The sequence below is a fragment of the Kaistia algarum genome (genome assembly GCF_026343945.1).
Taxonomy (GTDB): domain Bacteria; phylum Pseudomonadota; class Alphaproteobacteria; order Rhizobiales; family Kaistiaceae; genus Kaistia; species Kaistia algarum.
Map to the genome: position 1 here is coordinate 37,945 of NZ_JAPKNJ010000003.1, position 25,889 is coordinate 63,833.

General features: G+C 64.2%; 23 protein-coding genes. 10 read left to right on the forward strand and 13 right to left on the reverse strand.

What is annotated here, in order from left to right:
* Nucleotides 1-20: 20 nt before the first annotated feature.
* The 6 genes from OSH05_RS18505 to OSH05_RS18530 all read right to left on the reverse strand — a co-directional run bounded on the left by OSH05_RS18505 (nt 21) and on the right by OSH05_RS18530 (nt 5,545).
* Nucleotides 21-413 carry a DUF2934 domain-containing protein gene (locus tag OSH05_RS18505; protein WP_104218162.1) on the reverse strand — a complete coding sequence of 131 codons (393 nt, stop codon included), beginning with the start codon at nt 411-413 and terminating at the stop codon, nt 21-23.
* Nucleotides 414-672: 259 nt separating this feature from the next.
* Nucleotides 673-1,440, reverse strand: coding sequence for an ABC transporter permease (locus OSH05_RS18510; protein ID WP_104218161.1), 768 nt, complete (start codon nt 1,438-1,440; stop codon nt 673-675).
* Complete coding sequence (locus OSH05_RS18515; protein WP_104218160.1) at nt 1,437-2,369, reverse strand: ABC transporter ATP-binding protein; 933 nt, start codon at nt 2,367-2,369, stop codon at nt 1,437-1,439. The genes OSH05_RS18510 and OSH05_RS18515 overlap by 4 nt, the downstream gene beginning before the upstream one ends.
* A complete protein-coding gene (locus OSH05_RS18520; RefSeq protein WP_104218159.1) occupies nt 2,366-3,574 on the reverse strand; it encodes an ABC transporter permease in 1,209 nt (402 codons plus the stop codon). The genes OSH05_RS18515 and OSH05_RS18520 overlap by 4 nt, the downstream gene beginning before the upstream one ends.
* 13 nt (nt 3,575-3,587) lie before the next feature.
* Complete coding sequence (osmF, locus tag OSH05_RS18525; RefSeq protein WP_104218158.1) at nt 3,588-4,529, reverse strand: glycine betaine ABC transporter substrate-binding protein OsmF; 942 nt, start codon at nt 4,527-4,529, stop codon at nt 3,588-3,590.
* Nucleotides 4,530-4,768: 239 nt separating this feature from the next.
* Complete coding sequence (locus tag OSH05_RS18530; RefSeq protein ID WP_104218157.1) at nt 4,769-5,545, reverse strand: cysteine hydrolase family protein; 777 nt, start codon at nt 5,543-5,545, stop codon at nt 4,769-4,771.
* 276 nt (nt 5,546-5,821) lie between these two features.
* Between OSH05_RS18530 and OSH05_RS18535 the strand changes: the two genes are divergently transcribed.
* From OSH05_RS18535 to OSH05_RS18545, 3 genes are all read left to right on the forward strand, one after another.
* Nucleotides 5,822-6,352, forward strand: a complete 531-nt coding sequence (locus OSH05_RS18535; RefSeq protein WP_266352770.1) for a nucleoside deaminase — start codon at nt 5,822-5,824, stop codon at nt 6,350-6,352.
* Nucleotides 6,353-6,434: 82 nt separating this feature from the next.
* A complete protein-coding gene (locus OSH05_RS18540) occupies nt 6,435-8,600 on the forward strand; it encodes a hybrid sensor histidine kinase/response regulator (RefSeq protein WP_266352771.1) in 2,166 nt (721 codons plus the stop codon).
* Nucleotides 8,601-8,650: 50 nt separating this feature from the next.
* Nucleotides 8,651-10,291, forward strand: coding sequence for an FMN-binding glutamate synthase family protein (locus OSH05_RS18545; protein WP_104218155.1), 1,641 nt, complete (start codon nt 8,651-8,653; stop codon nt 10,289-10,291).
* A 2-nt stretch (nt 10,292-10,293) separates the two neighbouring features.
* Here the strand turns inward: OSH05_RS18545 and OSH05_RS18550 are convergent, their stop codons facing one another.
* From OSH05_RS18550 to OSH05_RS18560, 3 genes are all read right to left on the reverse strand, one after another.
* Complete coding sequence (locus OSH05_RS18550) at nt 10,294-11,463, reverse strand: cystathionine gamma-synthase (RefSeq protein WP_104218154.1); 1,170 nt, start codon at nt 11,461-11,463, stop codon at nt 10,294-10,296.
* Nucleotides 11,460-12,866, reverse strand: coding sequence for a pyridoxal-phosphate dependent enzyme (locus OSH05_RS18555; protein ID WP_104218153.1), 1,407 nt, complete (start codon nt 12,864-12,866; stop codon nt 11,460-11,462). The genes OSH05_RS18550 and OSH05_RS18555 overlap by 4 nt, the downstream gene beginning before the upstream one ends.
* Before the next feature lie 142 nt (nt 12,867-13,008).
* Nucleotides 13,009-13,233: a hypothetical protein gene (locus OSH05_RS18560; RefSeq protein ID WP_104218152.1), complete on the reverse strand. Its 225-nt coding sequence runs from the start codon at nt 13,231-13,233 to the stop codon at nt 13,009-13,011.
* A gap of 214 nt (nt 13,234-13,447) precedes the next feature.
* Between OSH05_RS18560 and OSH05_RS18565 the strand changes: the two genes are divergently transcribed.
* Nucleotides 13,448-13,642, forward strand: coding sequence for a hypothetical protein (locus tag OSH05_RS18565; RefSeq protein WP_104218151.1), 195 nt, complete (start codon nt 13,448-13,450; stop codon nt 13,640-13,642).
* Nucleotides 13,643-13,811: 169 nt separating this feature from the next.
* Nucleotides 13,812-14,099 (forward strand): hypothetical protein, encoded by a 288-nt coding sequence (locus OSH05_RS18570; protein ID WP_104218150.1) that lies wholly within the window; start codon nt 13,812-13,814, stop codon nt 14,097-14,099.
* Between the two features lie 6 nt (nt 14,100-14,105).
* Here the strand turns inward: OSH05_RS18570 and OSH05_RS18575 are convergent, their stop codons facing one another.
* Genes OSH05_RS18575 through OSH05_RS18585 form a run of 3 tightly spaced genes read right to left on the reverse strand, consistent with a single transcriptional unit; the run spans nt 14,106 to nt 16,839 of the window.
* Nucleotides 14,106-15,170 (reverse strand): D-TA family PLP-dependent enzyme, encoded by a 1,065-nt coding sequence (locus tag OSH05_RS18575; protein WP_104218149.1) that lies wholly within the window; start codon nt 15,168-15,170, stop codon nt 14,106-14,108.
* A gap of 23 nt (nt 15,171-15,193) precedes the next feature.
* Complete coding sequence (locus tag OSH05_RS18580; RefSeq protein ID WP_104218148.1) at nt 15,194-16,075, reverse strand: MurR/RpiR family transcriptional regulator; 882 nt, start codon at nt 16,073-16,075, stop codon at nt 15,194-15,196.
* 2 nt (nt 16,076-16,077) lie between these two features.
* The gene (locus OSH05_RS18585; protein ID WP_104218147.1) at nt 16,078-16,839 is read right to left on the reverse strand and encodes an SDR family oxidoreductase; all 762 of its coding nucleotides are present in this window, start codon (nt 16,837-16,839) and stop codon (nt 16,078-16,080) included.
* A gap of 135 nt (nt 16,840-16,974) precedes the next feature.
* On the opposite strand from OSH05_RS18585, the gene OSH05_RS18590 reads away from it, so the two are divergent.
* Nucleotides 16,975-17,346, forward strand: a complete 372-nt coding sequence (locus OSH05_RS18590) for a RidA family protein (protein WP_104218242.1) — start codon at nt 16,975-16,977, stop codon at nt 17,344-17,346.
* A gap of 12 nt (nt 17,347-17,358) precedes the next feature.
* Entirely contained in the window at nt 17,359-18,837 is a 1,479-nt protein-coding gene (locus OSH05_RS18595; RefSeq protein ID WP_104218146.1) for a M81 family metallopeptidase, read from the forward strand.
* Between the two features lie 16 nt (nt 18,838-18,853).
* Here the strand turns inward: OSH05_RS18595 and OSH05_RS18600 are convergent, their stop codons facing one another.
* Nucleotides 18,854-20,107 (reverse strand): YwqG family protein, encoded by a 1,254-nt coding sequence (locus OSH05_RS18600; RefSeq protein WP_104218145.1) that lies wholly within the window; start codon nt 20,105-20,107, stop codon nt 18,854-18,856.
* Nucleotides 20,108-20,250: 143 nt separating this feature from the next.
* Here OSH05_RS18600 and OSH05_RS18605 point away from each other — a divergent pair, with 143 nt between their 5' ends.
* The 3 genes from OSH05_RS18605 to mprF all read left to right on the forward strand — a co-directional run bounded on the left by OSH05_RS18605 (nt 20,251) and on the right by mprF (nt 25,887).
* On the forward strand, nt 20,251-21,687 hold the full coding sequence (locus OSH05_RS18605) for an MFS transporter (RefSeq protein WP_104218144.1): 1,437 nt from the start codon (nt 20,251-20,253) through the stop codon (nt 21,685-21,687).
* Nucleotides 21,688-21,742: 55 nt separating this feature from the next.
* Nucleotides 21,743-22,996: an aminopeptidase gene (locus OSH05_RS18610; protein ID WP_104218143.1), complete on the forward strand. Its 1,254-nt coding sequence runs from the start codon at nt 21,743-21,745 to the stop codon at nt 22,994-22,996.
* A gap of 272 nt (nt 22,997-23,268) precedes the next feature.
* Nucleotides 23,269-25,887: a bifunctional lysylphosphatidylglycerol flippase/synthetase MprF gene (gene mprF, locus OSH05_RS18615; RefSeq protein ID WP_266352778.1), complete on the forward strand. Its 2,619-nt coding sequence runs from the start codon at nt 23,269-23,271 to the stop codon at nt 25,885-25,887.
* The last annotated feature ends 2 nt before the right edge of the window (nt 25,888-25,889 follow it).

The window sequence follows — 25,889 nt, forward strand, 5'->3', positions numbered from 1 at the left end:
TACGGCGGCTCTTCCCTTCGCTATTCGACAGGCTTCGCGGTCACCTTGCTTGCCGCCGTGCCTTCCTTCGCCTTAGGCTCGGCCTTTGCTTTCGGCGCTGCCTTCGTCTTGGGTTCGGCTTTTGCCTTGGGCTCGGCCTTGGGCTTCGCTGGCTTCTCAGCCCTCTCGGCGGCGGGCGCTTCCGAGGGCGCGAGTGCGGCAGCCTTTGCCTTCGCCTTGGCCGGCTTCTTTTCGGCTCGCTCGGCCACATCGGTCTTGACCGGGCTGGCTTTCTTGGCTCTTGGCGTCAACTCGATTTCGAGCTGCGAGCGGGCGAGCCACCAATGGTCGTTGTCGCGGCCATGGGGCCGGCCTTCCGCGACCCAGATCTCATAGGCTCTGACACGGATCTGTTCGTCGTTCGGTCCTGGCATGCTCGATCTCCTTGTCGTCCGCGAAACGGGGCGTTTGCCAACGCCTCAAGGCCACCAGAGTTCCAGGATGGCCGCCCCAGACCATACTGCCATCGAGGCGGAGTCCTTAGGAAGTCTTACTTGTCGTCATCTGGCCCGGTTTTGCAGCTTTGGTTGCCCGAAGATTCATCCTGCGCGTTGCAAGCCGGGAGATGAATAAAGGCGCGACAAGACAAACGGATGTAGCGGCGCGCCGTAGAACGGCGCCTCGCCACGGCTCTCAGCCTTTCCAGGAGCCAAGATGCCGGCCGAGACGATCGAAGGCGAGGTCGGTGACGATGGCGAGCAGGGCGACGACGAGTGCGCCCTGCAGCACATAGGCCGTGTTGAAGCCGGAGAGGCCGACGATGATCGGCAGGCCGAGCGTCTTCGCGCCGACCGTCGAGGCGATCGCCGCCGTTCCGATGTTAATGATGACAGAGGTTCGCACGCCCGACAGGACGACCGGCGCTGCCAGAGGCAGCTCGACGCCGAACAGGATGCCTCGCTTTGTCATCCCGATGCCGCGTGCTGCTTCGCGCACGCTAGCGGGAACGGATTCGATGCCGGCGACGGTCGCCTCGGTGATCGGCAGCAGTCCGTAAAGCGCCAGTGCGATCAGCGCCGGCGCCGGCCCGAAGCCGAGGAGGGGAACCGCGACAGCGAGGACCGCGACGGGCGGAAAGGTCTGTCCCATGGCGACCACGGTCTCAAGCAGCGGCCGAAACTCGCGCCCGGACCGGCGCGTGACGAAGATCCCGCCCGCAACGCCGACCAAGGTCGCGGCGGCGCTGGAGATGGCGACGAGGCCGATATGAGCGAGGGTCAGGCTCCAGAAGCTGTCCTGCTCGAAAAGCGGTCGCTCCTGTCCAGGGAAGAGCGCCGCGAACACCGGCTTCAGCCACGGCATGCCGAAGACGAGCGCGACCAGTGCGAGGAATGCGACTACCAGCGGATCGATCGCGAACGGGCGCCGGGCTGGCGCTGGATCGGCAGGGGCAAGGCTCATGATCGCGGCACCGCGAGGTCGGCGAGATGCAGGACGCCGAGCGGCCTGCCGTCGGGACCGACCACCCCCAGCTTGTCGACGCCGCGCGACACCAGCAGCGACAGCGCCTGGCGCAGGCTCGTGGACGCCGCGACCGGCTCGCCCGGCGCCGTCTCCCCGGGGCGCAGGCGCTCGGCGACGGTCTCGATGGCCAGCAGCTTGATGCCGATGTCTTCGCGGCCCACGAAATCGGCGACAAAATCGTTGGCTGGCCGGGTCAGGATCTCGCGCGGGGTTCCGGTCTGCGCAATCCGGCCGCCTTCGAGAATTACGATGCGCGAGGCCAGCCGCACCGCCTCGTCCATGTCGTGCGTGACGAGGACGATGGTCGTTCCCGATCCCGCGTGGATGCGGAGCATTTCGGCCTGCAGCGTATCGCGGGTCACCGGATCGAGCGCGCCGAACGGCTCGTCCATCAGGAGGATCTGAGGGTCAGCTGCCAGCGCCCGTGCCACGCCGACGCGCTGCTGCTGACCGCCCGATAGGTGGTGCGGATAGCGGGCGCGATAGGTTTCGGGGTCGAGGCCGAGGAGGGTGAGGAGTTCGGTGACGCGGTCGCGGATACGCGCCTTTGGCCATTTCAGCAGCTTCGGCACCGTCGCGATATTCTCCTCCACCGTCCGGTGCGGAAAGAGGCCGATGGACTGAATGGCGTAGCCCATGCGGCGGCGCAGTTCCTCGATCCGGAACGACCGGATCTCTTCGCCGGCGAAGAGGATGCGGCCGCGGTCGTGCTCGATCAGGCGGTTGATCATCTTCAGCGTCGTCGTCTTGCCGGAGCCGGACGGGCCGATCAGCACGCAGAACTCGCCGGCCTCGATCTTGAGAGAAAGATCGTCGACGGCGGCAAACTCGCCATAATGCTTGCCGACATGTTCGAACTCGATCATGCGGCGTTCCTCCTCATCATCGATATGGCGAGCTTCAGCAGGACATCGGCGGCAACGGCGAGCGCGACCAGCGGCACGACGCCGAGCAGCACCAGATCGAGAGCGCTCGCCGCGAGGCCCTGAAAGATGATGGCGCCGAGGCCGCCGGCGCCGATGAGGGCGGCGACCGCCGTCATGCCGACCGCCTGGACTACCGTGACGCGCAGCCCCGCCAGCAGCACGGGCAAAGCGAGCGGCGCCTGGACGCTGCGGAAAATCTGGCCGCGCGTCATGCCCATTCCAGTGGCGGCATCGACGGCGGAAACGGGAACCTGTTCGAGCCCCGCCGCGGTACTCCGCGCGATCGGCAGCAGCGAATAAAGCGTCAGCGCGATGATCGCCGGGGTCGCACCAATGCCGGAAATGCCGAGCGCTCCCAGCGCTGGGGCGATCGCGACGAGGCCGGAGAGCGGCGCGATCAGCAGGCCGAAGAGGGCGATGGAGGGGATCGTCTGGATGACGTTCAAGACGGCGAAGAGCGGGCCTCGCAGGCGGGCGCTCCGAAAGGCGGCGATGCCGAGCGGGATGCCGATGAGAAGCGTCGGAACAAGCGTCGCGCCCACGATCTGGATGTGGCGGAGGACCGCCTCGGCGAAGACTTCGCGGCGATTGGCATATTCCTTGAGGATGGAAAGGCTGTCGGCGCCGCCCAAGAAAAGCACGGCGAGCGTCGGCAGCGTCAGCGCCAGGCCGGCCGCGAGCCTTGCGGCGGGAGAAAGACCCAGGCGCTGCATCGCGTCGGCCGCGATCAGGACAGTCGCCGCCTCCAGGATCCAGAACGCGCCGCCGAAGGAGGTTCGCGCCGCTGGCGCAGCCGGATCGAACAGCCGAAGCGCGGCGTCGCCGGCAAGCCAGAGCAAGGAGGCCGCGAGGATCGCGGCCGCAAGCGCCACGGCGAGGTGAAGCCCGCGTCGTCCCGGCATGAAGATGCCGACGAGGATCACCACCGCCGGAGCGAAGGCGACGATACGGCCGCCCTCAATGATGACGCCCCACGGCACGGGCTGGCCGGAGAGGAGCCGATTGGGCGAACGCGACAGGAAGTCGAGCGCAACGGCTCCGATGAGGCCGATGGCGACGAGGAGGAGACGGACCCGGTTCAGCCGCGGCTCCGCCTCGCCCTGATCACCTTCGACTTCGCCAGCCGGCTCCGATGCGGATCGCATCGAACCCTACCGCCTATTTCAGCAATCCCTTCGACTTCAGATAGTCCGTCGCGACCTGCTTCGGATCGAGGCCGTCGACCGCAATCTTGGCGTTGAGGCTCTGCAGCGCCGGGCCGTCCAGCGTCTGGAAGACGGGCGCCAGAAGGTCGGCGATCTGCGGATAGTCCTTCAGCACGGCCTCACGAATGATCGGCGCGGGCGCATAGACTGGTTGGACGCCCTTGTCGTCGGCGAGCGCAATGAGGCCGAGCGCGGCGAGCGCACCATCCGTGCCATAAGCGAGAGAGCCGTTGACGCCCGAGGTCTGCTCGGCGGCCGCCTTGATGAAGGTCGTGGTGTCACCGCCGGCCAGCGTCACGATCTGGTCGGATCCGAGCTTGAATCCATAAGCTGTCTGGAAGGCCGGCAGGGCAGCAGGGCTTTCGACGAACTCCGCCGAAGCTGCCATCTTGAAGGTGCCGCCCCCATTGATCCAGGTCGCGAACTGCTCCAGCGACGCCAGCTGGTTGGCGTCGGCCACGTCCTTGCGGATGGCGATCACCCAGGTGTTGTCGGCCGGGGCGGGCGTCAGCCAGACAATCTTGTTGGCGTCGAAGTCGAGCTGCTTGACCTTCTCGTAGCCTTCTTTCGCATTCTTCCAGACCGGATCGCTGTCGACCGAGAAGAAGAAGGCGCCATTGCCCGTATATTCGGGATAGATGTCGATCTCGCCGGCCGTGATCGCGCCGCGCACGATCTTGGTATTGCCGAGCGACACCTTGTTCACCGTCGGGATGCCGTTCGCATCGAGCACGGCGATAATGATGTTGCCGAGAAGCGACCCCTCGGTATCGATCTTGGAGCCGACTTTGACGGGTTCGGCTGCGAAAGTCGCGGAAGGAATGGCCAGCGGTAGCCCGGCGGCCAGCGTGATCGCGGCCGCGAGGAGCGTGCGGCGGCTGATGAAGGGGGACATCGCGTTGTCTCCAGTGGGGGCGGCGAAAGCCGCGTCGGATGACGGTACGGGGTTGCAACGCCTGAGGACCGGCAGGCGATCCATTGTCTAAGTTTAACCTGACGGAGGGATGAAATCATCGGTCGATAGGCGAACGTTCGTGCTTTGTTCCTTAAACGATTAGAATGATTTTCCGTATCCGTGCGGAGCTAGGAACATCATTCCCGAACGGTGTCAGTGGCCTTTGCCGGGGATGCCCGTTATGCCGAAACAATGCCGGCGAGAACATCCGCGGAGCGCGTCACGAATCCGAAGCATTGGCGAACATTGTAGACCGTTGCCTGCATGCAGTAGTCGGGCGACGTCGTCGCCGAGCAATCTTCCAGCAGCAACGTGTCATAGCCATGGAAATTCGCGTCCATCAGGGTCGCGAGCACGCATTGGTCGGCGTTGACCCCGGCGAAGAGCAGCGTCGTCAGGCCGAGATTGCGCAGGATGCTGTCGAGAGCAGTGTCGACGAAGCCGGACATGCGATATTTCGCGATATGGATGTCGGAGGGCTCCGGCACGAGTTCATCGACGATCGCCGCCGCCCAACTCCCCGCTTCCAGCACTGGTGCGCCATTCTTCGGGAGCGGGTCGCCGAGGCCGATGCCGGCGCCCGTCGGATTATAGACGTGGAGAAGGGCCGGGCTGAGATTGAGCTTGTCGGGCCGGTTGCCCCAGTTCACCCACAGGACGCAGACGCCCTCACGGCGCAAAGCTGGCAGCAGGTGCGCCAGCGGTTCGATCGGGCGACGGGCCGGCTCGACGTCGACGCCGATGCCGGCGAGCCATCCATCCGGATGGCAGAAGTCGTTCTGCATGTCGATGATGACGATGCCAGTCCGCGCCAGGTCGATGCTGATTTGTTTGGGCGGGGCCGCGAAGGTGATCGGCCGCACTGGACGGGGAGCGCGCGCGAGATCGGCGCTCGTATCGCTCACCTGCCAGACGTTGCGCTCGCTGGATCCCAGAGGCCTCAGCCTTTCATTCATGTCGCTCTCTTCCGTGTCGCATTCGAACTGGTGCCGATGGGCCGGCACAGATTTTAGGCAGGTAGGACCCGTGCTTCGACGCAATTTCACGTCGATTTGGATCCCGATGGCGCAAAACGCGAACTGCGTTCAACACAAGCAATCCGTTCAGCAAGAATCGAGCCGGCAGAGCCGCGCTCGTGCATGGTACAGTGGGTTATAGATGCTCGTGTGCCAGACCCTGAAGGAAAGACCTTCCGGGGACGCACCATGGCCGCGCATCCACAGGAGAACGACGTGTCGTCCGAACCCGCCCAGCCTGCCGTGACCGGTCTCGATCACGAGCATTTCCTTCGCCTCGCCTTCGTGGTTGCCGAGCGCTCGCTCGCCAGCGGCCAGCACCCCTTCGGTGCCATTCTCGTCGATGGCGCCGGCAAGGTTCTGATGGAGCAGGAAAACGGCTTCATGCCGTATCACGACATGACGGGGCACGCCGAGCGCGTGCTGATGACGCGCGCGGGCATCGCCTTTGGCGCGGAGACGATGGCGGACTGCACGCTCTACACGTCGGCGGAGCCGTGCGCGATGTGCGCGGGCGCTGCCTATTGGGTAGGTGTGGGCCGGGTCGTCTACGGCCTCAGCGAGAAGCGCCTGAAGGCGATGACAGGGAATCATCCGGAGAACCCGACGCTGGATCTGCCCTGCGAGGTCGTTTTCGCCGCGGGACAGCGGAAGATCGAAGTTATCGGGCCGTTGCTGGAGGACGAGGCGGCAAAGCTCCATGAGGCGGCGTGGGCCAAACATGGCCAAGGCGATGTCGGCGGCTGAAACGTTGCAGCGCCTTCTGGCGCGATGCCGGATCCGCCTATAGGTTCTCCGTGGATGGTTGCGATGGGACGGGGCGGGCCAGGTGGCGGTGGAACTTCTGAAGCGTATCCGGGCGCGGTTGGATGTGACTTCGCTCGTCGCGGCCATCGGGCTTCTTGGAATTTTCCTGACGATCGCCGGCTCCGCCATTTTCGCGCGGATGGAGTATTCGCGGCGATTTGATGATATTCGCGCCCAGCTTCGCAGCGAAGACTTCTTCCTGACCGATCACGCCAATCGGCTCTTCGAAGTGGCCCGAGTGGCCCTCAAAGGTTCGTCAGCGTTAACCGTCGGCCTGGATTGGGACGGGATCGCGTCTTCGACTGAACTTAGCCGGCAGATGACAAGTCTCGTCCGAGCGATTCCCTATATCGAGGACGTCTGGTTCAATGATGAGACGGGGGAACTGCGCGCCACGACGTTCGACTGGCCGGCTCCGAAATCGAATGCGGCGGATCGAGAGAACTTCAAGGCGGCGAAGTTGCCGATCGACGATCTTTTCATCGGGCCGCGAATCGTCGGCCGGGTAACGCACAAGCCGACTTTCCTGCTGTCTAGCCGGCTCGAAAATCCGGACGGCAGCTTTCGGGGCATGGTCTCCGCAACGGCGGGGATCAGCTATTTCAATGATTATTGGAGCGGCATCGCGCTTCCCTATGATGCACGGGTGACGCTGGCCCGAGCGCCGATGGCCGAGGTCGTCGCTCAATTTCCAGATCAAGGTCTGGTCCAGCCCGATGGGCTTGCCGAGCAGATCGCCGAACTGCCCGCATCCGGGAGCTATTCGAGCCAGGGCGAGGATGAGCGCTTCGGCCAGTTTCGCCGCGTCGGTGACCATCCCCTCTATCTGAGCGTGGATGTCTCGCGCAGTGCCGTTGTCGCCGGCTGGCAGCAATGGCTCCTGCGCATGCTGGCCTTGCCGGCGATCGCGGTCGTATTGCTCGCGATACTGACGGGGCTCGCTATCCGCGATGCGCGGCGCGAGCAGAATGCCCGGCGTTCCCTCGCCGTCGCCAATAACGAGCTGACTTTCGAGATGACGCGCCGGGAGCGCGCCGAGGATCAGGTTCGCCAGCTTCAGAAAATCGAGGCGATCGGACAGCTTACGGGCGGCATCGCGCATGATTTCAACAACATGCTGGCGATCATCGTCAGCAGTCTGAATCTGATTGAACGACGGCTGCAACGCGGCGACACCGATATCGGCAAATATGTTTCGGCCGCGCAAGAGGGCGCGCAGCGCGCTGCCTCCCTGACGCAGCGCCTCCTCGCCTTTGCGCGCAAACAGCCGCTCTCACCCCAGACTATCGATCCGAACCGGTTCGTTGCCGGCATGTCCGAATTGCTGCAGCGAACGCTGACAGAGGCGATCCAGATCGAGACGGTTCTGGGTGCCGGGCTATGGAAGACGCACGCCGACCCGGCCCAGCTCGAGAACGCCCTTCTCAACCTCGCGGTGAATGCCCGTGATTCCATGCCTGAAGGCGGTAAGCTGACGATCGACACAGCCAATGCGAGCCTGGACCCTGGATACGCTTCCGAGCATGCGGGAATACCGGCCGGTCAGTATGTGCTGATCGCCGTGACGGATACCGGCTCCGGCATGACGCCGGAGGTGGCCAGCAGGGTTTTCGAGCCGTTCTTCACCACAAAGGCCGTCGGCAAGGGCAGTGGGCTGGGCCTTTCGCAAGTCTATGGCTTCGTCCGGCAGTCCGGCGGCCATGTGAAGATCTATTCCGAGGTGGGACAGGGCACGACGGTCAAGATCTATCTGCCGCGCTATTATGGTTCCGACGCGGAGGCCGGACAGGAGCGTTCCGCGTCGGTGCTGGTTCCAGGGGTGCCAGGCGAGGTTGTCCTCCTGGTCGAGGACGAGCCGGAAGTGCGGCGCCTCACCGTCGATGCGCTGCGCGAGCTGGGTTACACGGTGGTCCACGTCGATCGCGCCGCCGCTGCGCTCGACATTGTCCAGTCCGACCGGCGTATTGATCTGTTTTTCACCGACATCGTCATGCCGGAGATGAACGGTCGCCAACTGGCCGAGATGGTGCTCGCGGTTCGGCCTGGGCTGAAGATTCTCTACATGACGGGCTATACGCGCAACGCGGTCGTGCACAATGGTCTGCTCGACCCCGGCGTCCGCCTCCTCGGCAAGCCGTTCTCGATGGAACAATTGGCCGCCAGCGTACGAGGCGCGATCGACGGCTGAGTTGAAGCGGTCGGCGGAGGCGGGGAATTCCCGGAAAGGGATGTCGAGCAATGCAGCGATATCATGGCTTTGTCGTGCCCTCTATTCTGAATCGGTACATCATCTTCGGGCTCTGTTGGCTTCTCGCCGTGATCGCGCTCATCCTCGTGGTCGATACAGGACGCTACTGGGTGCCGCTCGGGATATTCCTAGGGCTTGGACTTCTCGGCCTGTACGATATTGTACAGACCCGTCACGCCGTGCTGCGCAATTATCCGGTCATCGGCCATGCGCGCTATCTCTTCGAGTCCGTGCGACCGGAGCTTCGGCAATATCTCTTCGAGAATGACAGCGACAAGGTCCCGTTCTCGCGCGTCCAGCGCTCGCTCGTCTATCAGCGGGCGAAGAACGAGCCGGATCAGCGCCCCTTCGGAACGCTGCAGGATGTCTACCAGCGTGGCTATGAGTTCATCGGCCATTCGGTCCGCCCCGCCCCGGTTGCGGACCCGAAGACCTTTCGGGTGACGATCGGGAATGATCAGTGCTCGCAGCCCTATTCGGCGTCGGTGCTCAATGTATCGGCCATGAGCTTCGGCTCGCTCTCGGCCAACGCGATCCGGGCGCTCAATCGAGGCGCCAGCCTGGGCGGCTTCTGCCACGACACGGGCGAGGGCAGCGTCAGCCCCTATCATATGGAGAATGGCGGCGATCTGGTCTGGCAGATTGCGAGCGGCTATTTCGGCTGCCGCACCGAGGCGGGGCTGTTCGACCCCGAGAAGTTCGCGGCCCGCGCTGCCAGCCCACAGATCCGCATGATCGAACTGAAGCTGAGTCAGGGCGCCAAGCCCGGCCATGGCGGCATCCTGCCCGGACACAAGGTCTCGGCAGAAATCGCAGCGGTTCGCGGCGTGCCGGAGGGCGTCGACTGCATCTCGCCGGCCAGCCATCCAAGCTTCGATACGCCGATCGGCATGTTGCACTTCCTGGCCGAACTCCGGCGGCTCTCCGGTGGCAAGCCGGTCGGCTTCAAGCTGGCGATCGGCCACCCCTGGCAATTTATGAGCATCGTGAAGGCGATGCTCGCGACCGGGATCGTTCCGGATTTCGTGGTCGTCGATGGTTCCGAAGGGGGGACCGGCGCCGCGCCGGTCGAGTTCACCGATCACATCGGCGTGCCAATGCGCGAGGGACTGCTGTTCGTCCACAACACGCTCGTCGGCGTCGGATTGCGGCATCGGGTCCGCGTCGGCGTCAGCGGCAAGATCATCTCGGCCTTCGACATGGCCCGCGTTTTCGCGATCGGTGCGGATTGGGCGAACTCGGCGCGAGGCTTCATGTTCGCGATCGGCTGCATCCAGTCGCTGCACTGCCACACGAACAAATGCCCGACCGGCGTCGCCACGCAGGACAAGTTACGCCAGCGCTCGCTCGTCGTTCCGGACAAGGCCGATCGCGTCGCCGCCTTCCACCGTCATACGCTGGGCGCGCTTGCCGAGATGCTGGCGGCGGCCGGTCTTAGCCATCCCTCCGAACTCGGGCCGCAGCATCTGGCGCAGCGGGTCTCGTCTTCCGAGATTCAGCTGCTGTCGCAGCTGCATGTCTTCCTGAAGCCCGGCGAACTCCTCGATCCGCCCGAGAGCGCCAGCACAAGCTTCTACCATCGCAGCTGGTCGCTCGCGCAGGCGGAATCCTTCGACGTGCTGCCGAGCTGAACTCAGCCGAGCGCCTGCTCGATATCGGCGATGAGGTCGTCGGCGGATTCGATTCCCGCCGAGAATCGGACGAGCGAGTCCGATATGCCGATCGCGGCGCGCTGATCGGCGGGAATCGAGGCGTGGGTCATCGTCGCCGGGTGCTCGATGAGGCTCTCGACGCCGCCAAGGCTTTCGGCGAGCGTGAAGATCTCCACCCGTTCCAGGAAACGCTTGGTGCCGGCAAGGTCGCGGTCGAAGTCGACGCTGATCATGCCGCCGAAGGCGTGCATCTGCCGCTTCGCCAGCTCGTGCTGCGGGTGGCTTTCGAGCCCTGGATAGACGACGCGGCGCACGTCGGATCTCTGCTCCAGCCAGCGCGCGATGGCGAGGCCGTTCTCCGAGTGCCGCTGCATGCGGAGCGCGAGGGTCTTGAGGCCACGCAGCGCCAGAAAGCTGTCAAACGGTCCCGAAATGGCGCCGACGGCGTTCTGCAGGAAACGCATCTGGGCGACGAGGTCCGAATTGTCGCCAACCACGACCGTGCCGCCGATCATGTCCGAATGGCCGTTCAGATATTTGGTCGTCGAATGCACGACGATGTCGAGGCCAAGCTCCAGCGGGCGCTGGACGTAGGGGCTGGCGAAGGTGTTGTCGGCGACGGCGATCAGGCCGCGGCGCTTGGCGAGTGCGGCCACCGCTTCGAGGTCAACGATGCGCAGCATCGGATTGGTCGGCGTCTCGACCCACAGCATCTTCGTCGTCGGGCGGATCGCCGCCTCGACGGCGGCGAGGTCGGTGAAGTCGACAAAGTCGACCTCCAGCCCGGCCGAACGCTTGCGAACGCGCTCTAGCAGGCGGAACGTCCCGCCATAGATGTCATCGGTCGCGACGACATGGTCGCCTGAGGAAAGCAGTTCGAGCGTCGTTGCGATCGCCGCGAGGCCTGAGGCAAAGGCAAAGCCCGCCGTGCCGCTTTCGAGGTCGGCAATGGCCCGCTCGAAGGCGAAGCGCGTCGGATTCTGCGAGCGCCCATACTCGAAGCCCTTGTGGACGCCGGGGCTCTCCTGCGCATAGGTCGATGTCGCATAGATCGGCACCATGACGGCGCCGGTCAGCGGATCGTGGCTCTGCCCGCCATGGATGGTCCTCGTAGCGAAGGCGAGGCGGTTCGGTCTTTCGGTACGGGTCAAGGCGCGAGTCTCACGTGGTTGATCAGGTCCATGCGCGTGATGAGGCCGACAAAATCCTGGCCGTCCATGACGATGGCGACCTCATTGCGCTCGAACACCGGCAGCAGAGCTTCGATCGGGGCGTTTGCGGGCAGCGTGTTGAGCGTCGTCACCATGGCGTCGGCGACCTTGGCCGCGAAGCTCGGGCCGCTGCCCTCGTGCGAAATGTGGAGCGAGTTCAACACGTCGCTTTCGTCGAGGATGCCGACCAACTGCCCGTGCTCGATGACGGGAAGCTGCGAGACATCGGCGGAGCGCATGCGGGCATAGGCGGTCGAGAGCGTGTCGCTGGGCGCAACGGTGACGGCGGCGCCGCCGGCCACCGAACGGGCGACGAGATCGCGAAGATTGCCATGGCGGACGCGGTCGGAAAGGCCCTGCTCGGCGACCCAGACGTCGTCGAAGACCTTTGACAGATATTTGTTGCCGCTGTCGCATACGAACGTCACGACGTTCTTGGCCGTCGTCTGCTCGCGGCAATAGCGCAAGGCTGCCGCCAGCAGCGTACCGGAGGATGAGCCGGCCAGGATGCCCTCGCGGGCGAGAAGGTCTCGCGCCGTGGCGATGCTCTCGCTGTCGGAAATCGTGAAGGCGCGCGCGACGAGCGAAAGGTCGGCATTGGGCGGCACAAAGTCCTCGCCAATGCCTTCGACCGCCCAACTGCCCGCCTCGATCATCTGGCCGGTCTCAATCAAGGGAGCCAGCACCGACCCCTTCGGGTCGGCGAGCACCATTTGCGTCGTCGGCGAGACGCGCTTGAAATAGCGGCCGATGCCGGAAAGCGTTCCGCCGGAGCCGACACCAACGACGATCGCGTCGACCTTGCCGCCCAGCTGCTCGAAGATCTCCGGGCCGGTCGTCGTCTCATGCGCCAGGGGGTTGGCCGGATTGCCGAACTGGTTGACGTAGAAGCCGCCGGTCTCCTCGGCGATACGCTCGGCCATGTCTTGGTAATATTCGGGGTGACCCTTGCCGACATCGGAGCGCGTGGTCCGCACTTCGGCGCCGATGGCACGCAAATGCTGAACCTTTTCACGCGACATCTTGTCGGGAACGACGAGGATCAGCCTGTAGCCCTTGGGCAGGCCGACCTGGGCGAGACCGAGGCCCGTATTGCCGGCGGTAGCCTCGACAATGGTCCCGCCCGGCTTGAGGCGGCCGTCACGCTCTGCCGCGGCGATCATCGACAGCGCGACCCGGTCCTTGATGGAGCCCCCGGGATTCTGGCTTTCGAGCTTCACGAACAGCCGACAGGGGCCGACATCGAAGGTCGACAGCTCCAGCATCGGCGTCTTGCCGATCAATTCCAGGCTGGAATGCACCAGCTTCGGGATTGGCGGGGAAGAAACCTCAGTCGTCGTCATGAGTCACATCCTGCTGCGGGATCGCAGCGATCGAGTTCGGCATGACGTCTATTCGGAGGCAGCGGCCGGCTCAAGCTCAATGCGGGGTGCGGCGGTCCGGCCTGTGGAACGATTTTTCTACAATCGGCCCGTCCGGGAGCGACTATGCCGCATGGCTCGCATTTATGGCCCTCGATTCATGCAGCGCCACGCGTTCGATCTTCGGGATCAGTTCTTCCTCATACAGATTTCGCTGGTTCTCGTTGAGCACGGTAACGCCGTTCTCGATCACCAGCTTCATCACGCGGAAGGCATTCGATCGGCGCCGGATCTCGCCTTCTTCGATGAGGCGATCAAGAGCGGCCGTCAGAAACATGCGGCGCATCATGGCGAATCTCCCATCGCATTGATTCGTTAATGAAAGAATCCGCCATGGATCCACGGCAGGTCAAGCCGAAGCGGCCCTTATCCGGGCAGAGAGGTCGGTATTCCCCAGCAACGACGTGCTATGTCTCGGAATGAAGGCGCCATGGTCTCAAATCCGCCATTGCCGGCTAGGGCGTGGGTCCTATAATGCGCGCCGTTGTAGGAGTAGTGATTTCATGAACAAGAAGCTTACCGTTCTTCGGAGCCGTCTCGTCGAGCAGCAGCAGAAGCTGATCAGCCAGGCGGCCCTCGCAGATGGGCTGCCAACGGACAGCGCCATCCGGAAGATTTCGGATCTCGAGAACGTGATCATGGCTGTAGAGCACATGATCGAGGAGCTTGGCCCGTCGGGCGCGGGCAAGGGACGCTGACACCGTCGGTGTAACAGGGCCGCGCGGGTACTCGGCGCGGACGCGGGTTGCGCAAGCGAGCGGTAGTCGCGTCAGCAAAGTGCAGGGGGCGCATGTCGTGCTTTTTCCACGGTTTCGGTCCAGGGAGAGAGATCTCCGAGCCGACATAGAGCGGCTTTCGACGATCCAGGTGGCGATCGATCGGGCCATTGCCGACGCCGCAAGCGAACGAACGGGGCTGGCCAACCGTGTGGAAGATGCGAGATCGCGCGCGGCCTTTCTCTACGGCGATGTCATCGACGGTGAAGTCGAGGGCGACCGCAAGAGCGCGGCGATGATCGTCGATGCCGAGCAACTCCTGGTCAGGGGCGAGCTTCGGCGCGAGGAGCTCGAAGCTCACTTCGAGATCCTGCAGGATTTGAAGCGCAGGATCGACGCGGCGATCCAGGCGCTTGCCGAGGAGAACGTCGAGGACTGAGCGGTCCTAGTCGACTCGTCCCCGCGCCTCGACGCGTTCGGTGCGAACAACTCGGCCTCCCGAGACGAGATGGACGCGGTCAAACAGATTGACCACCGGGCAGACGTGGTTCGGCAGAATCTGTACCCGCTCCCCGATAGCCGGCTTTTCCTTGGAGGCCGAAAGGTCGATCGTGCCATGCTCTTCGCTGAGGCCGGCGATCACGGCGTCGGGGTAGCCGAGCATCTGACCATAGCCCGACATGCCGAGCAGGTCGCTGGTGAGTGATTTGGAGCCGGCATCGACGATCGCCCGTCCGTCGTTGGGGCGGCTTACCACCGTGGTGAGCACCGTCAGCGCGCAGTCATCGATCGTGCCGACGCCCTTCGCGACCTGGAAGCGGTCGAGATAGATATAGGTGCCCGGACGATATTCGGTGGCGGCGGCCGTCTCGTGCGCATGCCAAAGATCCGGCGTACCGCCGGTCGACACGATCTTGGGCGGGAATCCAGCATCCGTCAGTGCTGCGACGGCCGCATCGAGCCAGGCGCGGGCTTCTGCTGCCTTGCCCGTCGCGGGATAGGTCATGATGCCACCGAAGACGAGGCCCGGCGTCGAAGCGATATGGCGAGCGAGCGCCAGGGCTTCCTCCGGGGTCTGTACGCCGGCACGCCCCATGCCCGTATCGCATTCGACGAGCACGACGAGGGGCGTGGCGCTGTCGGCGAAGGCGCGCCCATAGCCGTCGATGACGAAGGCGCTGTCGGCGGTCACGGCGAGCTTCACCCGTTCGGAAAGCTGGCGCAGCCGGGCCAGCTTCGGCTCGCCGATCAGATTGTAGGGCAGGAAGATATCCTCGATGCCGGCATCGGCCATGACCTCGGCCTCGCCGAGCTTCTGGCAAGTGATGCCGATGGCGCCGAGTTCGACCTGGCGCCGGGCGAAGGAGGGCAGCTTGTGCGTCTTGATATGGGGCCGCAGATGCACGCCATGGGCGTCGGCATAGTCCTGCGCGCGTTTCAAATTCGCCTCGGCCTTATCGAGGTCGATGAGGATGCAGGGCGTTTCGAGCGCGTCGATGGATTGGGACATTGTCGTTTCCTTGCTTGAAAAGGTCAGTCGCCGATCGGCAGGCGAGGGTCGTTGTGCTTCAGTGTGTTGATGCTCTGCTTGATGCGGCGCAGCCGTTCCAGGACCTGCGGACCCAGCGCCTCCGCCGTTGCGATCGCCAGCATGTCGACGCAGCCGATCAGCGCATAGCGGGTTGGGGAGGGGCGCAGCAGCAGGCCTTCGTCCTCCCCGACCAAGAACGGCACGAGAATTTCGCCGGCATCCGCCAAAGGCGAGCCGGGGGCGGTGACCACGATGGTCGAGGCGCCGTACTGACGGGCGATGGTGACGGCATCGATGATCGGCCGCACATGGCCGGAGATCGAGAAGGCCACGACCGTCGTTTCCGGACCGGCGGCCGATGCGGTCATGCGCTGCAATTCGCCATCGGAATAGGCGGCGATCGCGAGGCCCAGGCGAAAGAGGCGATGCTGCAATTCGCTGGCGGCAATCGATGAAGATCCGCCGGAGCCGAAGGCGAGCACCGAGCGCGCGCCGGCCAGACGCTGCGCCGCGGCCTCGATCCGCTCGGGATCCGCGCTGGCCCTCAGCGTCTCGATCGCGAGGATTGCGCCGTCGGCGATGGTGTCGACGATCCGCCGGCGACCTTCGGTGCCTTCGGCGCGCGGATTGAGAAAGACGCCGCCGACAGCCAGTGCCTGGGCCAGGCGGAACTTGAATTCGCGAATCCCGTCAGCCCCGAGCGTCCGGCAGAATCGCGTCACCGTCGGCTCGCTGACGCCAGCGCGTGCGGCGAGATCGACGATCGAGGCCTTGGAGGCGAAATCGAGGTCGCCGAGCACCGTCGTTGCGAGTCGGCGGTCGGCGCGGCTGCCGTCCGCCTCGATCTCGCGAAGGCGCGCGATGACGTCGATGATCGGCACCATGGTCAGGCGCCGATGATCTCGCGCACGAAGCGCAGATTGCCCGCCATCAGCCCGGCGTCCACCGGCAGGGCTACGCCGGTAATCCCGCCCGACAGAGGCGAGGCGAGGAACAGCACGGCCTGCGCAACCTCTTCCGGCGTCACGATGCGGCCGAGCGGATAATATTTCGACACCTCGGTGATGAGGTCGGGTTCCTTGGATAGGCGATGGTCCCAGGCGGGGGTACGCACAGAGCCGGGGCAGACGACATTGGCGCGGATGCCGGAGCGGCCGCATTCGACCGCCAAGGAGCGCGCATAGCCGATCAGGCCCGCCTTCGCCGCCGAATAGGCCGGGTTGCCAAAATGGGCGAGGCCATTCACCGAAGAAACGAAGACGATCGAGCCGCCGCCGGCCTCGGTCATAGCTGGCAGGAAAGGGGCAACGAGATTGTAGCCGCCGGTCAGGTTGATCGCGATTTCCAAGTCCCACACGGCAGGCGTGACATTCGCCATGCCTTCGGCGCGGGTGAAGCCGGCATTGCCGATGATGACGTCCGGCGCGCCCGAACGGGCCAGGATCGCCTCAGCGGCGCGCTGCGACGCCTCGTGATCCGTGAGCTCAAAGCACTCCGTCTCGACGCCCGAAAGCGCGGCCAGAAGCGCCGGATCTCGGTCGCAGGCGGTGACGCGGGCGCCCGCTTGCAGAAACACCGTCACAAGCGCACGGCCGATGCCGCCGCCGGCGCCGCTCACGACAACGTGCTTGTCTTCCAATCCGAACATGATTCACCTCCGAGGAGCCTCAGATTTCGCGCAATCGTGAAAAAAAGCAACATGAGTGCTGCGCCCAAACGCCCCTTGACGCCGCTCTATGTCGGGAATTTACATGGACGCGACGAATCCGAGGAGAGTCCGATCATGCTCAAGAAGATCACCTATGGCGGCTCGCATGTGCCGCTGTCGCCGGCCGTGCGCGCTGGCGACTTCGTCTACGTGTCGGGGCAGGTGCCGACCGATTCCACCGGCGTGGTCGTTACGGGGGGCATCGAGGCGCAGACGCGCCAAACGCTGGAGAATGTGAAGGCGGCGCTGGCGCTCGCCGGATGCACGATGGATCAGGTCGTGAAGACCTTCGCGATCCTTGATGACGCCCGCGAATTCGGTGCGTTCAACAAAGTCTATGCCACCTATTTCCCGTCCGAGCCGCCCGCACGCACGACAGTAGAGGCGCGCCTCATGATCGACATCAAGGTCGAGATCGAGGCTATCGCCTACGCGCCGCTCGGCTGATCGGACCCCTCCATGCGCATCTTCGCCGCCTCGCTCGCTACAGAGACCAACACTTTCTCGCCGGTACCCACCGATCGCGCGAGCTTCGAGGCGGCGTTCTATGCCGGCCCCGGTGATCATCCGCCGACGCCGACGCTGTGTTCTTCGCCGATCGTCGCGCTCCGCGCGCGTGCGAAAAGCGATGGCATCGATCTCGTCGAGGGCACGGCGACCTGGGCCGAGCCCGGCGGGCTCGTGCAGCGGGCTACCTATGAAACGCTGCGCGACGAGATCCTCGGCCAGCTCCGCGCGGCGCTACCGGTCGACGCCGTCGTGCTGGGGCTGCATGGCGCGATGGTGGCGCAGGGCTATGACGATTGCGAGGGCGATTTGCTCGAGCATGTGCGCGCGATCGTCGGCCCCGACGTGATCGTCGCCGCCGAACTCGATCCGCATAGCCATTTGACGCCGAAGCGCGTCGAGAATTCGAACATTCTCGCCGCGTTTCTCGAATTCCCGCATACCGATTTCTACGAGCGCGGCGAGCACGTCGTCGATCTCGCGATCCGGACGATCCGCGGCGAGATCAAGCCGGTGATCTCGACCTTCGACTGCCGCATGATCGACGTCTATCCGACCAGCCGCGAGCCGATGCGCTCCTTCGTCGACCGGATGAAGGCGCTGCACGGCAAGGACGGCATCCTCTCCGTCTCGCTGATCCATGGCTTCATGGCGGGCGATGTCCCCGAACTGGGCACGCGCGTCCTCGTCGTCACCGATGATCGCAAGGCCGAGGGCGACGCGCTGGCCGAGCGCCTCGGCCGCGAGGTCTTTTCGATGCGCGGCAAGACCATGGTGCCGCTGCTGTCGATCGATGCAGGCATCGACAAGGCGCTGGAGATCGCGGCGACCAAGCCGGGCAAGCCGGTAGTCATCGCCGACACCTGGGACAATCCGGGCGGCGGCGTCGCCGGCGACGGCACGCTGATCCTCCGCCGCATGATCGAGCGCGGCATCGAAGATGTGGCTGTCGCGACGATCTGGGACCCGATCGCCGTCACTTTCTGCCTCGCGGCTGGGACCGGCGCTCGCATCCAGCTCCGCTTCGGCGGCAAGGCGGGACCGGACGGTGGGGCGCCGATCGATGCGCTGGTCGACGTTCTGAACGCCACGCCCGAATCCTGGCAGAGCTTCGGCAAGAGCCGGGTGACGCTCGGCCCGGCGGCGCTCGTCCGCATCGTCGGGACCAAGACCGAAGTAATCTTGAACACCAACCGGACGCAGACCTTCGAGCCCGACATCTATTCCAATCTCGGCCTCGACCCGCTCGCGAAGTCGATCCTGCTGGTCAAGTCGACCAATCATTTCCACGCCGGCTTCCTGCCGATCGCCGCCGAAATCCTGTATATCGATGCCGGCGCGCCCTATCCCTCGAACCCGCGCATCACGGACTACAAGAAATTGAACCGCCCGATCTGGCCGCGGGTCGAAGATCCGTTCGCGGTGGGCTGAAGCGGATTGCGGGGCGCTAGGTGCATTGCAATATCGAGGCGCTGACGCGGCAATTGTCACACCAGAAGAAATAGCCAACGCCGCCGCTACCCCAGAGCCATTCATAGCCGGACCGCGTCGCCAGAAGAGAGTCGAACTGGGCGATGAAGGGCATAACTATCTGGCACTTCGGACAATTGGGAAAGTCCGGCTCCTGTACCCACGTTGGGCGCCCGCCGAGGCGATTAATGTTCTGTTCCCCCCAGCGTTGTTCTTGCCATCGTGAGGGCGTCTGGGACACTCGCACGACCGTCTCAGCGAGCGGTTCGGCGGGAAACTTGGGTTCGTGAAATTCGCCGTTGCCATCGAGGCTATGCGGCAAACCGCTATCGTCGTGCTCGTAGGAGAGCACGTGCTGCTCCCAAAAGAGACAACTGAGGCAGGTGGCAAGCACGAGCCGTGGAGCGCTGACGCGAAACTCCGCAGGCAGCCCGGATAAGTCCATCAGTTTGTGAAGTTCGCCGCCGCAGATGCCACAGGTGTCCTCCAACGCGCCGCCGAAGGCTCGGACGAAATCGTCACTCGAAGTCAAATTAAGTGTCGGATTCAGGTTTTCTCTTGCACCAACCCTTTCCCGATCGAGTTTTACTTCTTGATTGTAGGCGTCAGGTTCGTACTCGAAATGCAGATGATGACAAGGTCCGACTGTCAGCCGCGTCGTATGGCCCTGATCGACGTGCAAGGCCGAGAAAAGTGACCAATATTGGAGAGTGCGGCTTGGTATTGCCGGGTGGCAGCCGATCGTTTCGTCAATTACGCCGATGTCGGAAGTCTCGAAGAGACACATCAGAGGCTGTATCGGATCCTCCTGATCCAGCAGTCGTTCCAGTCGCGCCACCTCCGCCGCATCCGCCGCGCGCCAGGCCGGCGTCAGGCTGTCGCTGAAGGGTTCGATGAATTCATAGAGACGTGCAAGGTGCGGTCCCAGGACCGACGGCAGTTGGTAGGCAGCCGCAGAAAGTACTGATAGCTGCGCGTCCGAGGCGCGTTCGGTCCGCAGCTCCAGCGCCAGTTCCCCCAGTTCGGCAAGCTGCTTTTCTTCAAGGTGATCGAGCAGAACCGTCACAAAGATCGGCAGCTCTTCGAGTTCACGCAGTGCCACGGCCGCGACGTCATAGATCAATGGAGATTTGGTTGTAATAAGATTCCGGACAGTCTCGAAGGGATCGGGCTTCATCCCCCGCCAACCGCATCTTTTGAATTCGAGAATGAAGTCTCTGGCAGAGTCCATCGCGCACCCAATTCAACCCAAAGACGCATTGGGGCACATAAGGACCTCTGCCGGCAACAGCTTTGACGGTCCTTGAAGGCTTGTGCCGGCGACGATAAAGCGCGAAGAGAAAGACCCGCCCGCGACCGTCTGCCCGCCTTTCCATGACCAACTCAACGCCGAAGAGCGAAAAGCCCTCTGCTCTCATCGCCTATCTCGTCGCCGGTGCGTTCTTCATGGAGAACCTCGACGGGACGGTGATTGCGACGGCTTTGCCGCAGATGGCCAAGTCGTTCGGCGTCGCGCCGGTCGACATGAATATCGGCATGTCGGTCTATATGCTGACGCTGGCGATCTTCATTCCGGCGAGCGGCTGGATGGCGGATCGTTTCGGGGCTCGGACGGTGTTTGCCTGGGCGGTCGCTGTGTTCACCATTGCGTCGATCTGGTGCGCGATGGCGACCGGGCTGACGAGCTTCACGCTGGCGCGCATTCTTCAAGGCGCGGGCGGCGCCATGATGGTGCCGGTCGGCCGCCTTGTTGTTCTGCGCAATACCAGCAAGACCGATTTGATGCGCGCGATCGCGACGCTGACCTGGCCCGCGCTCTCGGCTCCCATCCTCGGGCCGCCGCTGGGCGGGTTCATCACCACCTATGCGTCGTGGCACTGGGTGTTCATCCTGAACGTGCCGCTCGGCATCGTGGCGCTCTTGCTTTCGCTCCGGATAATCCCCAACGACAAGCAAGCCGGCCGCCCGGGTTTCGATTGGCTCGGCTTCCTGCTGACGAGCCTGGCCTGCGCCGGGCTCATGTATGGTCTCGACATGGTCGGCCAGAGCGAGGCGAAGTGGATCGTCGGCGCAGGCGTGCTGGTGGGAAGCTTTGTGATCGGCATCGTGGCCGTGCGCCATTCCCGACATCATCCGCATCCGCTGCCGGATCTCGCCGCCTGGCGGATCCAGACCTTCCGCGTCACGATGAATGGCGGCTCGCTGTTCCGCACGGCGGTAAGCGCGGTGCCGTTCCTCGTGCCCTTGATGCTGCAGATCGGTTTCGGGCTCGATCCGTTCCAGGCCGGCCTCTATGTGCTGGCGCTCTTCGCCGGCAATCTCGGTATGAAGCCGATGACGAGCTGGGTCCTGCGAACCTTCGGCTTCCGCACGACGCTGATCGGCAATGGTCTCGTCTTCGTCGCAACGCTGCTGGCGCTGGCCTTCGTGACGCCGTCGACGCCCGGTATCGTCCTTGTCGTCGTGCTCGTCATCTCCGGCGCTGCCCGGTCGATGCAATATACGGCGATCAATACGATCGCCTTTGTCGACGTGCCGGAAGGCCAGATGGCGGGCGCCAACACGCTGTTCAGCCTGGTGCAGCAGATCACTTTCGGCCTCGGCATTGCGCTCGGCGCGGTCGCGCTCCGGCTCTCCGATGCGTTTGTCTCGCCCGGCAGCCAGACGCTGACGGTCGCGGACTTTCATTCGGCCTTCCTGATCGTCGGTGTTGTGGCCCTCATGGGGCTCTACGACACCCTGGCTCTTCCCCGCGATGCCGGCGCGCTGGTGAGCCGGCATCGCCGTGCCATGGTATCGCCACGCTCTTGACGATGGTCGGTCCCGGCGATACGTCGCGCCGACGTTGAAACGGAAACCAATCTCCATGAACATGGTCAACCGCGATCCCTTCCTCACCCAGGAATCCAAGCTGGACCGGCTCGGCGAAGTCGCCGTCCGCGTCGGGCTCGGGCTTCAGAAGGGTCAGGAACTGGTGATGACGGCGCCGATCGAGGCGTTGCCCCTGGTCCGCCGGATCACCGAGCATGCTTACAGAGCCGGCGCCTCGCTGGTGACGACGCTGTTTTCCGATGACGAGACGACGCTGATGCGCTTCCGTCATGCCCCGGACGGCAGCTTCGATATCGCCTCGGGCTGGCTCTATGAAGGCATGGCCGGTGCGTTCCGGAATGGCGCCGCGCGGCTTGCCATCGCCGGCGACAATCCCGCGCTGCTGTCGGGTCAGGATGGCGACAAGGTTTCGCGGGCCAATCGTGCCCGCTCGAAAGCCTATCAGCCGGCCCTTGAGCTCATCGCGGGCTTCGACATCAACTGGACGATCGTCTCCTATGCCTCGCAGGCCTGGGCGAAGGCGGTCTTTCCGGACGAGCCGGATTCGATTGCCGTCGCGAAACTCTGGGACGCAATTTTCGCCGCCTCGCGCGTCGATCGCCGCGACCCGATCGCAGCCTGGGCAGAGCACAATGACGCCCTGCATGCGCGGACGGCGCTGCTGAACGCCAAGCGCTTCTCCGCTCTCCATTTCAAGGGTCCGGGCACCGATCTGAAGGTCGGGCTTGCCGACGATCATGAATGGGAGGGAGGCGCGTCGACCGCCAAGAATGGCATCGTCTGCAACCCGAATATCCCCTCGGAAGAAGTCTTCACCACGCCGCACAAGGATCGGGTCGAGGGCACGGTGACCAGCACCAAGCCGCTCTCCTATCAGGGTACGCTGATCGAGGACATTTCGGTCCGCTTCGAGGCGGGCCGCATCGTCGAGGCGACGGCGCGCACGGGCGAGGATGTCTTGAAAAAGGTGCTCGACACCGATGAGGGCTCCGCGCGTCTCGGCGAGGTGGCGCTCGTGCCCCATTCCTCTCCGATCTCCGCGAGCGGGCTTTTGTTCTACAACACGCTCTATGACGAGAACGCCGCCTGCCACATCGCGCTCGGCCAGGCCTATGCGAAGTGCATTCGCGGCGGCGACAAGATGAGCGCCGATGAACTCGCCGAGAAGGGCGCGAACAAGAGCCTCATCCATATCGACTGGATGATCGGTTCGGGCTCGGTTGACGTCGACGGCATCGATGCGGCAGGCAAGTCCGAGCCGCTCATGCGCCAGGGCGAGTGGGCCTGAATTGCCGGTCTTCTCGCACGTTGCATGCACATTTCCGTGAGGCGCGACGGAAAGGCCGGGATGCGGCATTTGGCCGTTTTGGCAGCCATGCCGCAGCCTCAATACAGCCCAATTTGAGCCTCTTGAAGCTGCTATCGCAACATGTAGGCGATTTGCAGGGAAGGGCGGCCAAGTCCGCGAAACGTAGGACCAAGACGTTTCGGATGAGGCGCCCTGCTGGGGCCATGGTCGATAGAGCACTGACAGTAGATTCCTCGAGCCAGAACGAGCCGGTGGCGCACAAGGCGCCGCCGGCATCGGAGGCGGGACCTGAATCGCGCGGATTCTGGGTACGAATTGCGGAACTGGCATCGAGCTGGAAGCCGTTCCTGACGATGGCTGCCGGGATTGGCGTCCTGGTTCTGGTGTGGCTGGCGATCAGTCGGCTGATCGGCGAAGTCAATTATGACGACGTCGTCAATACGCTGCATGCGACGCCGATCACCGCGATTCTCGCCGCCGTCGGCTTCACGGCGCTGAGCTTCCTGTCGCTGAGCATCTACGATTATTCGGCGCTTCAATATCTTGGCAAGAAGGTTCCCTATCCGCTCGTCGCTCTGACCTCGTTCTGTGCCTATGCGGTGGGCAACACCGCCGGTTTCGGGCCGCTCACCGGCGGTGCGATCCGCTATCGCTTCTATAGCCGACTCGGTTTTGAGCCCTCCGACGTCGCCAAGGTGGTGGCCTTCATCACCGTTGCCTTCGGCATCGGCCTTGCTGGAGTCGTGGCGCTCGGTCTCGTCTTCGATCCGGTGGATGTCGCGGCGCCGATCGGCCTGCCCCCGTTCATCATCGCAGCGATCGGCGGCGTGATCCTGATGGCGCTTGGCGGGCTGTTCCTCGCCTCCGCGACCGGACGGAGCCGCATCGGCTGGCGCGGCATTTCGATCGTTCTGCCCTCGCCGAAGATCATGGGGGCGCAGTTCGTCGGCACGCTGCTCGACGTTTCGACCTCGGCCGCCGTCCTTTGGGTGCTGCTGCCACAGACCGATCTCGGCTTTCCCGCCTTCGTCGCCGTCTATGCGGTCGCTATCGGCCTTGGCGTAGCCAGCCATGTTCCGGCGGGCATCGGCGTGTTCGAGGCGGTGATCGTCGCCGTCATCGGACGCACGGCCTCGATCGACGAAGTTCTCTCGGCTCTCTTCCTCTATCGCCTGATCTATTACGGGCTGCCCCTGCTGACCGCGAGCGGCGTCGTCTCGGTGCTTGAACTGAGCCGCGCCACGGCGGGGACGCAGGCCTCCCGCGTGCTCAAAGCCGGCGCGCGCCTGTCGCCGCGCGTCCTATCCGCGCTGACGCTGCTGATGGGCGCCGTCCTGATATTCTCCGGCGTGACGCCGGCAGCCGATTCGCGGCTCGATATCTTGTCGCAGATCCTGCCGCTTCCGATCGTCGAAGGTGCGCATTTCATCGAGAGCGTGCTGGGCCTGGGCCTTATCGTCATTGCCCGCGGCCTGGCGCATCGCCTCGACGGCGCATGGTGGGCGGCGGTGATCTCGGTTGGCCTGGCGGCCGTCCTATCGCTGTTGAAGGCGCTCGCGATCTCGGAATCGATCGCGCTATCGCTGCTGTTCCTGGCGCTGCTGGCGACACGTCGCGAATTCACCCGTCCCGCGTCGCTCCTGCATCAGACGCTCTCGCCGGGCTGGTACCTCGCCATCGCCACCGTGGTCATCAGCGCGATCGCGGTGCTGTTCTTCGTCTATAGCGACGTCGACTATTCGCGGAAGCTCTGGTGGCAGTTCGAGTTCTCGGAGGAGGCGCCGCGCAGCCTGCGGGCCATTCTGGGCGTCGTCATCGCCGCCGGCTCGCTCGGCGTCTGGTCGCTGCTGCGTCCCTCGAAGGGCAAGACCGGCCTGCCGACGACACAAGAAATCACACTTGCGACCGAGATTCTGCTCGATCAGGCGCATCCAGACGCCAATCTGGTTCGCCTCGGCGACAAGACGCTTCTGTTCTCGGAAGACCGTAAGGCCTTCATCATGTTCGGCCGGCAGGCCCATTCCTGGGTGGCGCTGTTCGATCCGGTCGGGCCGCGTTCCTCCTGGTCCGGGCTCGTCTGGCAATTCGTCGAAATGGCGCATGCGGCCGGCGGCCGGGCGGTGTTTTATCAGGTTCAGCCCCAGAACCTCGCCTTCTATGCCGATGCAGGCCTGCAGGCCTTCAAATTGGGGGAGGCGGCGCATGTCGATCTCGCAGCATTCGACTTGAAGGGCGGCAAGCGGGCCAGCCTGCGTCATGCCTTCAACCGGGCGCAGCGCGACGGGTTGACCTTCCAACTGCTGTCTCCCGCCGAGGTCGTCGAAGAGATGGACGCGCTGCAGGCCGTTTCCAATCTCTGGCTGGCCGAGCGCAAGGCGCGGGAGAAGCGCTTCTCGATCGGTGCCTTCCAGCGCGACTATGTCGCGACCCATCCGGTCGCGGTCGTTCGCCTCGAGGGACGCATCATGGCGTTCGCGACGGTCATGACCACGAACCTTCGCAGCGAGGCGACGGTCGATCTCATGCGTTGTACGCCGGACGCGCCGGGCGGGACGATGGAGTTCCTCTTCACCGCGCTGCTGTTCCATCTGAAGGGCGATGGCTATCGCACTTTCGATCTCGGCATGGCGCCGCTGTCCGGGCTCTACGAGAGCCCCGCCGCCCCGTTCTGGCACAAGCTGGCCCGCGCCGTCGTCGATCATGGCGAGCACTTCTACAATTTCACCGGGCTCCGGGCCTTCAAGGCCAAGTTCCAGCCCGAATGGCAACCTCGCTACATGGCCGTTTCAGGCGGCGCCAGCCCGGTTCTGGCGCTGGCCGATGTCACGGTACTGATCAGCGGCGGTCTCAAGGGAGTAGTTGGGAAATGAAA